This window comes from Pedobacter puniceum (assembly GCF_009674685.1).
GTDB classification, from domain to species: Bacteria; Bacteroidota; Bacteroidia; order Sphingobacteriales; family Sphingobacteriaceae; genus Pseudopedobacter; species Pseudopedobacter puniceum.
This window is the reverse complement of sequence record NZ_WKJI01000002.1, coordinates 596,600-607,599: the sequence shown is the minus strand read 5'-3', so window position 1 is coordinate 607,599 and position 11,000 is coordinate 596,600. Positions and strand designations below refer to the sequence as shown.

At 34.9% G+C, this 11,000-nt stretch carries 9 protein-coding genes; 4 read left to right on the top strand and 5 right to left on the bottom strand.

Annotated elements, in window-relative coordinates; translation table 11 throughout:
* Positions 1-8 precede the first annotated feature (8 nt).
* Positions 9-1,268 carry an MFS transporter gene (locus GJJ64_RS09285; RefSeq protein ID WP_229655502.1) on the top strand — a complete coding sequence of 420 codons (1,260 nt, stop codon included), beginning with the start codon at positions 9-11 and terminating at the stop codon, positions 1,266-1,268.
* On the opposite strand, the gene GJJ64_RS09280 is transcribed toward GJJ64_RS09285, so the two are convergent.
* Positions 1,265-1,498, bottom strand: a complete 234-nt coding sequence (locus tag GJJ64_RS09280; RefSeq protein ID WP_154287520.1) for a PLDc N-terminal domain-containing protein — start codon at positions 1,496-1,498, stop codon at positions 1,265-1,267. The two genes, GJJ64_RS09285 and GJJ64_RS09280, sit on opposite strands and share 4 nt — an antisense overlap.
* 34 nt (positions 1,499-1,532) lie before the next feature.
* Entirely contained in the window at positions 1,533-3,296 is a 1,764-nt protein-coding gene (locus GJJ64_RS09275) for an ABC transporter ATP-binding protein (RefSeq protein ID WP_154287519.1), read from the bottom strand.
* A gap of 187 nt (positions 3,297-3,483) precedes the next feature.
* Here GJJ64_RS09275 and GJJ64_RS09270 point away from each other — a divergent pair, with 187 nt between their 5' ends.
* The gene (locus tag GJJ64_RS09270) at positions 3,484-6,267 is read left to right on the top strand and encodes a TonB-dependent receptor (protein WP_154287518.1); all 2,784 of its coding nucleotides are present in this window, start codon (positions 3,484-3,486) and stop codon (positions 6,265-6,267) included.
* Between the two features lie 39 nt (positions 6,268-6,306).
* Here GJJ64_RS09270 and GJJ64_RS09265 read toward each other — a convergent pair whose 3' ends face one another.
* Entirely contained in the window at positions 6,307-6,522 is a 216-nt protein-coding gene (locus GJJ64_RS09265) for a CsbD family protein (RefSeq protein ID WP_154287517.1), read from the bottom strand.
* Between the two features lie 130 nt (positions 6,523-6,652).
* Here GJJ64_RS09265 and GJJ64_RS09260 point away from each other — a divergent pair, with 130 nt between their 5' ends.
* The gene (locus tag GJJ64_RS09260) at positions 6,653-7,240 is read left to right on the top strand and encodes a porin family protein (protein ID WP_154287516.1); all 588 of its coding nucleotides are present in this window, start codon (positions 6,653-6,655) and stop codon (positions 7,238-7,240) included.
* Between the two features lie 54 nt (positions 7,241-7,294).
* Here GJJ64_RS09260 and GJJ64_RS09255 read toward each other — a convergent pair whose 3' ends face one another.
* Together GJJ64_RS09255 and GJJ64_RS09250 are read right to left on the bottom strand one after the other, a co-directional pair.
* Entirely contained in the window at positions 7,295-8,500 is a 1,206-nt protein-coding gene (locus GJJ64_RS09255; RefSeq protein ID WP_154287515.1) for an anhydro-N-acetylmuramic acid kinase, read from the bottom strand.
* Between the two features lies 1 nt (position 8,501).
* Positions 8,502-9,662 (bottom strand): iron-containing alcohol dehydrogenase, encoded by a 1,161-nt coding sequence (locus GJJ64_RS09250; RefSeq protein ID WP_154287514.1) that lies wholly within the window; start codon positions 9,660-9,662, stop codon positions 8,502-8,504.
* Positions 9,663-9,786: 124 nt separating this feature from the next.
* On the opposite strand from GJJ64_RS09250, the gene GJJ64_RS09245 reads away from it, so the two are divergent.
* On the top strand, positions 9,787-10,974 hold the full coding sequence (locus GJJ64_RS09245; RefSeq protein ID WP_154287513.1) for a class I SAM-dependent rRNA methyltransferase: 1,188 nt from the start codon (positions 9,787-9,789) through the stop codon (positions 10,972-10,974).
* Positions 10,975-11,000 lie beyond the last annotated feature (26 nt).

Below are 11,000 nucleotides of genomic sequence, written 5' to 3'. Positions count from 1 at the left end.
AAACAACATTGGCAGCTACTTCTACAGACCCCTATATAGCACTAAAATTTCCAGAATTTAGGTATTTCTTAGGGATGCGATTTTTCTTTACCATAGGTTATCAAATACAAGCCGTAGTATTGGGCTGGTATGTTTACAATATTACCAAAGACCCACTTTCATTAGGTTTAATAGGTTTAGCAGAAGCAATTCCTTCTATTGGTATTGCTTTATATGGTGGTTATGTGGCAGATAAATCAGACAAAGCGGTTTTAATAAAATGGGTGGTTGGCTTAATGGTTTTAGCATCTTTTGCTTTATATATTGTAACCACACCAAGCATTGTCGCACTAATAGGAACCACTAAAGTTATTGCTGCAATTTATAGCATTATTTTTATAGTTGGTATTGCAAGAGGTTTCTTCTCACCTGCAGCTTTTTCTTTAATGGCGCAAATTATTCCGCGAGAGCATTACCCAAACTCTTCTACCTGGAATAGCTCTATTTGGCAAATTGCAGCTATTGTAGGCCCTGCTTTAGGAGGTTTATTATATGGTTTTATAGGTGTACATGCTACCTTATTAGTTATTGTTGCAAGTATTTCTATTTCTTTTCTAGGAACGTTTTTCTTCAAAAGCGTACCTCCTACTTACGTACGTAAAACTAGCATTTACGAAAGTTTATCAGAAGGTTTAAAGTTTGTTTTTAAAACCAAGATGCTTGTTGGCGCCTTAAGTTTAGATTTATTTTCGGTGTTTTTTGGCGGTGCTGTGGCCTTAATTCCGGTAATTGCAAGCGAAGTTTTAAAAGTAGGCGCTCAAGAGTTTGGTATGATGAGGGCTGCACCTGCTTTAGGTGCTGTTTTAACTATGTTAGTAATGACTCGTTTCTCGCCAATGGGTAAACCTTGGCGTAATCTTTTGTTTGCTGTGGCTGGTTTTGGAATATCTATTATAGGTTATGGCTTATCAAGAAATTTATATCTCACCCTTTTCTTTTTGTTTTTAGAAGGTGCTTTTGATAGTGTAAGTGTGATTATTCGCTCTACCATTTTACAATTGCTTACGCCTGATGAAATGCGGGGCAGAGTATCAGCTGTTAATGCCATGTTTATAGGTTCTTCAAATGAGATTGGTCAGTTTGAGTCTGGTTTAACAGCAAAATTAATGGGTACTGTACCAGCCGTTTTATTTGGTGGGAGTATGACTTTAGTAGTAGCCGCCATTACTTGGATGAAAACTCAAAAGCTTATCCCTAAAACTTTAAGTGATATTAGTAAACAATCTTAAAATTTCTTACGACTAGCCATTGGTTTACCCCAGAAGAAATAAATGATAGCGCCAAGAAGCGGTATCAGAATCACAATTAATAACCAAACCAGTTTGAGGTTGGCAGATAAGTTTTCGTTAAAAAAAATATCTTTAGCGGTTACCAAAGCCACCAATAGCGGGAAAAAGAACAAACCAGCCAGCAACATAAAATAACCAGTTTGTGATAGTTGTAATAATACCGATAGCATCTTGAACTATATTTTAATCATTAATACTTTAAAATTAAACAAAAGCTTTATCGTTTAGCCTTTTCTCGCCAATTTGTTGTCTCCACATGGCGTAGTATAAGCCTTTTTCTGCTAATAAATCTTCATGTTTACCAACCTCAACAATGTGGCCACGCTCTAAAACAAAAATCCTATCGGCATGCATAATGGTTGATAAACGGTGAGCAATTAAAATGGTTATTCTTTCTTTTCCTCCAGATACATCTCTGATAGTTTCTGTAATTTCCTCTTCAGTGATAGAGTCTAATGCTGATGTTGCCTCATCAAAAACTAAAATATCTGGCTGTCTTAAAAGTGCTCTAGCGATAGATAATCTTTGCTTCTCGCCACCAGAAACTTTAACGCCCCCTTCGCCAATTACGGTATTTAAACCAGCATCGGCCCTAGCCAATAAAGACTGGCAAGCAGCTTTTTGTAAAACCTGCATACAAGCCTCATCACTTGCATTTGGGCTCACGAATAGTAAATTTTCTCTTATGGTACCAGAAAAAAGTTGAGTATCTTGAGTTACAAAACCAATTCGCTCTCGTAGCTCATCTAAATCTATTTCATTGCTATGGATGCCGTTATAATTTACTTCGCCTTCTTGAGGCTGGTATAGCCCAACCAGTAATTTTACCAAAGTAGTTTTACCAGAGCCAGAGGGGCCAACAAAAGCAATTGTTTCTCCCTTTTTTACGCTAAAGCTGATGTTATGCAAAGCCGGAGCTAAGGCGGTTAAATGCTGAAAGCTTAGATTTTTAAGCTCTAACTCATGAATTGGTCCAGTATGTTTCGGGTGTAAAGGTTTAACCTCTTTTGGAGTGTTTAAGGTTTTTTGGAAATTATTTAAGGATGCTTCTGCCTCCCTATAGGTTAAAATGATATTACCAAACTCTTGTAGTGGACCAAATAAGAAGAATGAGTAAAACAAGAATGTAAAATACTGTCCTGCAGATATATCATTTTTAAAAATAAGCAAGAGTAAAATTACCACCATGGTGCTTCTAACAAGGTTTACTGTTGTGCCTTGTAAAAAGCTCATACTACGTACATATTTTACTTTTTTAAGCTCTAGGTCTAGAATTTTATAAGTGGTATTGTTTAATCTGTTAATCTCTTGGTTAGCTAAACCTAAGCTTTTTACCAGTTCTATATTTCTTAAAGATTCTGTTGTAGCGCCAGCCAAAGAGGTAGTAGCACCCACAATTTTCTTTTGGATAGTTTTTATTTTCTTGCTCAAAAACCAACTCACTACAAATATTAAAGGTATAGAAGCAAAATAAACTAGCGTAACTTTATAGCTTACTGTTAAAGAATAGATGATGACGAAAACCATCCCTACCAAACTTGTAAATAAGATATTGATAAAAGCGATGATAAACTTTTCAGAATCTGTTCTCACTTTCTGTAAGATGCCTAAGGTTTCGCCACTACGTTGGTCTTCAAAGGTTTGATAAGGTAATTGCAATGAGTGAGATAATCCATCAGCATACATTTTAGCACCTAATTTTTGGGTAATAATATTAGCAAAATAATCCTGAAAGTTTTTAGCAATCCGAGATACCATAGCCGCACCAACAGCCAAACCTACCAGTTTTAACACGCCTAAAGTAAATTCAGACTCTGTTAATTCATCTTTTTTGTTGATGAAATTATCTACAATTTTACCAGTAATATGTGGGTCTATTAAAGAAAAACATTGGTTAATAGCAGCAAATAATAGTGCTAAACCTATTAAACCTTTATATCCTCTTAAATACTGAATAAGAATTTTCATGACAATGCTACTATACCTCACAAATATAGAATTGATTCATGTCTATTATCTCATTTACTAGTAATATTTAGAAACGTTTAACTGACATTTATTTGTAGCGTAAAAGTTACAGCTATTATTTAAGAGGATTTAAACTTAAATCAAAAAAAATAGTCCTTATTTTGCACAAACTCACCTAAACTTATAAATGAAAAAATTTTTCATCAGTATTGTATTTGCCTTAATTTGCTTACAAGCCTTAGCACAAAGACAGCCATTAACGGTCTCGGGTCAGTTAAAAGATTCGACAGGAGTTACTGTAATTGGCGCTTCCGTTAAATTGGTATCAACTTTAGATACGGTTTTAACTACATCAGACTTAAACGGAAATTTCACTTTCAGAAACATCAAATCTTCGGTTTTTACGCTTTCTATCTCAGCTTTAGGATATAAAGCTATTACCAAGAGTTTTACTTTAGAACGCCAAAGAGGGCAACAGGTATTAACACTAGGTAATATCATATTAGCAACCGATAGCAGACAGCTGGGCGAGATAGTGGTTGATGGTACACCTGATGTATTGGTTAAAGAAGATACCTTACAATACAAGGCCGATAGGTATAAGCTAAAAGAGAATGCTTTAGCAGAAGATTTATTAAAAAAATTACCGGGTGTAGAGGTTGATAGAGAAGGTAATGTAACCGCACAAGGTAAATCTATTACTAGAGTACGTGTAAACGGAAAAGATTTTTTTGGTGGCGATGTTAAAACGGCAACACAACAAATTCCGGCAGATTTATTAGAAAACGTACAAATTATAGATGATTATGGAGATAGAGCCAATATTACGGGTGTAAGAGATGGCGAGCCAGAAAGAATCTTGAATTTCACGATAAGACCTGATAGAAATAAAGGTTATATCACCAGAGGAACTGTAGGAGCAGGTAATTTAGAGCGCTACCAAGCATCAGTTTTCGCTGCTAATTTTAATAATGCCAGACAAATATCAGCGCTAGCAAATTTAAATAACACTAATGCCAATATTTTCAGTTTAACGCAAGGTACTGGTGGTGGCGGTGGTAGAGGCGGTCGTGGTGGTTTTGGCGGTGGTAATGCCGATGGTTTAACCAACATCAGGTCATTAGGCTTAAACTTTCGTGATGAGTGGAGTAAGAAAGTAACTGCTTACGGTAGTTATAGTATAGCTTCAAGAGATAACAATACTTTTAATAGGTCTTTTCAAGAGATACTTAATGCCAATACTGTAGTACAAAACCTTGATTTTAGTAATGCAGATAATGGTAACTTAAGCCATAGGTTTGATTTTAATATCGAGTATAAAATAGACTCTCTAAACTATTTGAAGATTACGCCAAGGTTTAGTTATGCTACAGGAGATGCGGTAGATATATCTACATTTTCTATCAATAATGATAATACTCCTTTTTCTAGTGGCCGTATTAATGATTTTAGCGATTCTAGATCACCTAATTTTAGCACTGCTATTTTATTTAACCATAGGTTTAGAAAGGCACAAAGAAATTTAGCTATAACCGCAGACATTAGTACCAACTCGAGCCTTAGAAATCAAGAAACAGAGAATTTTAACTCACTAGCTTCTAATCCTAATAATGAAGAATATCAGCGACAGCTAATAGAAAATGATAATGGAAATGATAACCTAAGATTGGGTTTCTCTTATAATGAGCCTTTATCTAAAACAGCTGGTTTAGAGTTCAATTATGAATACAATTACAACAACATAAAGAATAATAGAACGGTATTATCTACCCAAAATCAAAATACAACACCTGTAGTTGATGAAGATTTAAGTAACGAATATGAATTTCAGTTTGTTACCAATAGGTTTGGGTTAAATTATCGGGTAAGAGAAGCTAAATACAATTATTCTGTTGGTATGGGTGTACAACCATCAGTTTTAACAGGTAATGCTATTACTTTAGGCACCACAACAAGAACAAAAGTGGTTAATATTTTCCCTTCAGGTAGATTCAATTATAAATTTTCTAGAACTAAAGAGTTAACGTTAAATTACAGTGGCAGAAGTAACCAGCCTAGTTATAATCAATTACAACCAGTAACAGATAATTCAAACCCTCAGTTTCCGGTAACAGGTAATCCAAATTTGGAGGCCGAGTTTAACAATACTTTTAATGTAAGGTATAATAATTTTAATGCAGAGTCTGGCAGAACATTCTTTACTAATATCTCCTACAATTTTACTCAAGATAAAATTGTAACCAACACCATCAGGATACAAAATTCTGCTATAGGGGCTTTACAAGAAACTCAATATTTAAATACCAATGGTTTTTATGCGGTAAATGGTTTTTATTTCTTCTCTAAAGCATTTAATGATAAAAAATACACCTTAGGTTTTAGAGGGTCGGCAAACTATAATAATCAGGTTTCTTTTATTAGCAACCAAAAAAATATTGCAAGAAACACCGTTTTAAGTCAGCGTTTACAATTACAAATACAACCAAAAGATTGGTTAGAGATTGTACCAGCAGCTAGTTTTAGCTATAATGTTAACGATAATACATTGAACGAAAGAGCAAATGCAAAAGTTAATACTTGGAGCTTTAGTTTTGATAGCAAAATATATTTTACCAAAACTTTTTTAATTGGTACGCAGGCTGATAAAAATCTAAATAGTGGTTTTAATAGTGTAAGCGTAAATCCATTTATTATCAATGCCTATTTAGAGAAGCAATTTTTTAAAGGTAAAACAGGAGCTTTAAGATTATCAGCATTTGACTTATTAGATGAAAATGTTGGCGTTAGTAATACTGTAAACTCTAATATTAGAGTAGAAAGAGAAAGCAACCGTTTAGCACAATATTTTATGCTTACGTTTACCATGCGTATCAACAAGTTTGCAGGAAAAAATAATTTAGAACCTGAAATGGGAGAAGGGCAAAGAAGGTGGAGAGGTGGCGGTGGCGGAAGACCAGAAGGTAGTTTCTAACAAAAAAAGGTCTGATTTTTTAAATCAGACCTTTTTTTGTTAAAGTCTATTGTTATCTACATTGATTAAACCTTTTTTAAGCGTAAAAACCACATATTCTCTGTTTCTATGTAGTCTTTCTTGCAGATGATTGATGAGGTCATCCTCTTTACTAGGTGCAAAAACAAGGTCTTCATCTGTTAAATGATTGTATTTTCTTTTCAGCTTTATTTTTAGCCTATCCCAATCTTTTATAGCTATTGTAATCTCTGCCATGGTTTTATATTTGATACAAAAATAGAATAATGTACTTAATTGTAAAGTGATTTCCTTATCATTATTTATAATTGCAAACAATAATTTGGTCTAATTTGTGTTAGTGCTTAGAACAAATTAAAAAACGAATATGAAAAAAATACTATTCTTGAGCTTATTTGCCCTGTTATGTGCAAGTAGTTCATTCGCTCAATTTAATTTAGGGATAAAAGGAGGCTTAAATTACTCCACGATTAAAGCAGAAGATCAACAATTTGATGAGTCTGGCATTTTAGGTTATCAATTAGGTTTATGGTCTAGAATTGGCGGTAATTTTTACTTACAACCAGAGCTTTATATTGGTTCTAAAGGTGCCGATTTTAAATTTCAGACCGTAGGAAGCACTGTGGTACAAAGTGGCGAAGCCAGATTTACAACTTTAGATGTTCCTTTATTATTAGGCGCTAAAATAGGTGGCGATAAACTCAACTTTAGGTTGATGGCCGGGCCAGCTTTTCAGTTTAATTTAGATACCGATGATGATGCTTTTTCACAGGCGGTTAATCCAGATTTTTATAAGTACCGAGATTTTGTAACCAACTTACAAGCCGGTGCTGGAGTTGATATTGGCAATATGTCTGTTGATTTAAGATACGAAACCAGCTTGCAAGACATCAATAAAAATGATGGACTAAGCCAAAGTTTATTACACCTAAGCTTAGGATTCAAGATTTTTTAAGCATATATAAATAGGATTTAAAAAAGCCGATTTTGTAATCAAAATCGGCTTTTTCTATTCTGGAAAACTCAGCTTTCCCATACTAATTTTGGGTAATTTTTCTTGATTTTGGAAGTTATATCCATCAGGCTGGCCGCATAAAGTTTCATTAGCCAACAAGGCAAATAATAAAGCTTCTTTAGCATCGGGGTTAATACCCAAAACCTCTTGCATATTTATAAAAGTAAGACCGGGTAAATGGTGTATTAAGCGTTCTACCAAAAGTGGGTTATGCATACCACCGCCACTTATCAAAATTTCTATTTCTCCGCTTACGCTGATGTTTTCTTGAATAGCTTTAGCAATACCTAAAGCAGTAAATTCACATAAAGTTGCCAAAACATCTTCTTCTTTTAAATGGCTGGTATTACTTTTTTGTTGCGCATCATTTAAATATGCCAAATTAAAATGTTCTGGTCCGGTACTTTTTGGAACTGGTTTGGTAAAAAAATTATCAGCCAATAAAGCCTCTAATAAATCATGATTTAAGCTACCTTTTTTAGCGTATTTAGCATCCTCATCAAAATACAAATTAAATTTTTGCATCATAAAATGGTCTAAAATTGTATTTCCAGGACCAACATCCGTAGAGAAAATATTTTCTGCCTTTCTTTTCGCCGGTAGATAAGTAAAATTAGCTATACCGCCAATATTCAATAAAATCCTATCTATTTCCTGATGTGCAAAAAGTAAATAATCGCCATAAACGGCAAGCGGAGCGCCCTCTCCACCAGCTGCAATACTTTTTTGTCTGAAATCACTTAGCGTGATAATACCTGTTAAATGTGCAATATGGTCTCCATCGCCTATTTGTAAAGTAGCATCAGGATAATTGTTAAGCTGATGCTTAATTTTTGGTGCGTGGTAAACCGTTTGACCATGACTGGCAATAGCATCTACATCATTTGAAGTATAACCCCATTTTTTTAAAGTTTGGTTTATAATTTCAGCATGTTGCTTAGCTATTTGCGCATTTAACAAGCATAGTAATTCTAAGTCGACCGTTTTTTTAGAGAAAACTTGTTTAATAGCTTCTTTGAAAGAGTTTTCATAAGGGCAAGTTTCAAAATGCAAGATTTCTACTGAGGTACTTAAACCAGCACCTTTAAATTTACATAAAGCCATGTCTAAGCCGTCTAAAGACGTTCCAGACATGAGGCCGAGAATAATTCTCTCTTCTTTTTGAGCAATTTTAAAAAGCTTCTCTAAATTTTTATTCATCTTAATAACTCATGCTTACAATCTTAGCAACATCTGCCGGCGTAATAGCTTTATGTTCGCCTAGGGCTTTCCAGCCTCTTGTATTAAATCTCTCCTCAATGCTTTCTGCAGTTCCTTCATAGGCTTCAGTATACTCTGATAATTTAGTTTTTATTCCTAACGAATGGAAAAATTCTTCAGTTTTAACAATAGCCTGTGTAGCTTTTTCTTCTGTAGAACCATCTTTGATGTTCCAAACACGTTCTGCATATTGGGCTAATTTCTCTTTTTTCTGTGCTAAATGGTAGCGGTAGTGGCTAGGAGCAATAATAGCTAAAGTTCTGGCGTGGTCTATTCCGTATAAGGCGGTAAGTTCATGTCCTATGGCATGTACTGCCCAGTCTGTTGGTACACCTTTTTGTATTAAACCATTTAAGGCCATAGTACAACACCACATAAAATCTGCTGCAGCGGTATAGTCAGCAGGGTCTGCCATTACTTTTGGAGCAACTTCTATTAAAGTTTGCATAATGCTTTCAGCAAATCTGTCTTGTAAGCAAGCGCCAATAGGGTAAGTCATGTATTGCTCTAAAACGTGTGTATAAGCATCGGTTATACCGTTTGCAATTTGCCTTTGCGGGATAGATTTAATAACCTCCGGGTCTAAAATAGAAAAAGCAGGAAACAAGCCTGGTCCTCCCATAGCTAGTTTTTCTTTAGTTTCTGCTCTTGATATAACCGAACCAGAATTCATCTCTGAACCTGTAGCAGGTAATGTTAAAACTGTACCAAATGGTAAAGCAACTTCTGTTCTGATACCCTTGGCTAGAATATCCCAAGGTTCATCGCCTTCGTATAAAGCGGCTGAAGCAAGAAATTTCACACCATCTATTACAGAACCTCCGCCAACGGCTAAAATAAAATTTATGTTTTCTTTTTTAATAACAGCTAAAGCTTCTAGCAATATGGCATATTCGGGGTTTGCTGGTATACCACCAAACTCTATCACTTCAAAACCCTTTAAAGCTTGGGTAACTTGTTCATATACCCCATTGCTTTTGATACTTCCACCGCCATAAACCATTAAAATTCTAGCATCTGCAGGTATTTCTTTGCTTAGATTAGCAATTTGCCCTTTACCAAAAAGTATTTTGGTAGGGTTTTTAAACTCAAAATTTAACATCTCTTATCAATTTATTACGCTCTTCTCTAACAAAAGTAGTTCCTCATAAGTTCTGTTTTATCTTTAAAATGTAATGTTCCCTAATTTAAAGCATTATCAATCTCTTTAAGTATTTTTGCAAACTATGGTAGATATTATTCTAAAAAAGACTAAAGAAAAAGCTGTTTTACAAAGACATCCTTGGGTGTTTTCTGGTGCATTGGCACAGGTTAAAGGTAAACCACAAAATGGTGATGTGGTTAAGGTTTTAGATGCCGATGCTGATTTTTTAGCTTATGGATATTATAACGACCAATCTAGAGTTGCAGTAAGATTATTAGATTGGGATGAAAACGCTACCATAGATGAGCAGTGGTGGAAAGCCAAAATTGAAGCCGCAATAAAAGCTCGTGAACATCTACAAAATAATGATACCACCACATGTAGGTTAATTTTTAGTGAAGCTGATTATTTGCCTGGTTTAATTGTAGATAGGTTTGGAGATTATCTGGCTTTACAAATTCTTACCAGTGGCATAGAGAAAGTAAAAGAAACCATCGTCAATACTTTATCAACTTTATTAAATGTTAAGGGAATTATTGATAAAAGTGATGCTTCTGCCCGAGCACATGATGGCCTACAAACCCAACACGGTACTCTGCTTTGGGGAGCTTTGCCACCAGAATTTGTGGAAGTAAAGGAGAATGGCGTTAAATACCTTATTAATATTTTAGAAGGACAAAAATCTGGTTTTTATTGCGACCAACGCGATAATAGGAGAATAGTAGCTTCTTATGCCGCAGGTAAAAATGTTTTAGATTGTTTTAGCTATAGCGGAGGTTTTACCTTAAATGCTTTATTAAATGAGGCGGCTGCTGTTACTTCGGTAGATAGTTCGGGTTTGGCTGTAGAAACTTTAAAAAAGAATATCCAACTTAACCAGTTTGATGAAAGTAAAGCTATTGCTGTACAGTCTGATGTAAATAAATACCTGAGGATATTAAAAGAAGAAGGACAAATTTTTGATATTGTTGTGCTAGACCCACCTAAATACGCACCTTCTCGCTCTTCTTTAGATAGGGCAGCCAGAGCTTATAAAGATTTAAATCGCTTAGGGATGCAGGTTCTGAAAAAAGGCGGTTTATTAGCTACTTTCAGCTGCTCTGGAGCTATGGATATTGAGACTTTTAAGCAAGTAATTGCTTGGGCAGCGCTAGATGCGGGCAAAGAGGTTCAAATTATTCATCAGTTTTGCCAACCAGAAGATCATCCCGTAAGGATTTCTTTTAGCGAAGGCGAATATTTGAAAGGCTTATTTTGCAGAGTTTATTAAAACTTTTTTTGCAGAGATAAGTTATT

Excerpts from the sequence above, each read along its gene's own strand:
- GJJ64_RS09280 (WP_154287520.1), bottom strand. The coding sequence starts at position 1,498 with ATGCTATCGGTATTATTACAACTATCACAAACTGGTTATTTTATGTTG.
- GJJ64_RS09275 (WP_154287519.1), bottom strand. The coding sequence starts at position 3,296 with ATGAAAATTCTTATTCAGTATTTAAGAGGATATAAAGGTTTAATAGGT.
- GJJ64_RS09270 (WP_154287518.1), top strand. The coding sequence starts at position 3,484 with ATGAAAAAATTTTTCATCAGTATTGTATTTGCCTTAATTTGCTTACAA.
- GJJ64_RS09265 (WP_154287517.1), bottom strand. The coding sequence starts at position 6,522 with ATGGCAGAGATTACAATAGCTATAAAAGATTGGGATAGGCTAAAAATA.
- GJJ64_RS09260 (WP_154287516.1), top strand. The coding sequence starts at position 6,653 with ATGAAAAAAATACTATTCTTGAGCTTATTTGCCCTGTTATGTGCAAGT.
- GJJ64_RS09255 (WP_154287515.1), bottom strand. The coding sequence starts at position 8,500 with ATGAATAAAAATTTAGAGAAGCTTTTTAAAATTGCTCAAAAAGAAGAG.
- GJJ64_RS09250 (WP_154287514.1), bottom strand. The coding sequence starts at position 9,662 with ATGTTAAATTTTGAGTTTAAAAACCCTACCAAAATACTTTTTGGTAAA.
- GJJ64_RS09245 (WP_154287513.1), top strand. The coding sequence starts at position 9,787 with ATGGTAGATATTATTCTAAAAAAGACTAAAGAAAAAGCTGTTTTACAA.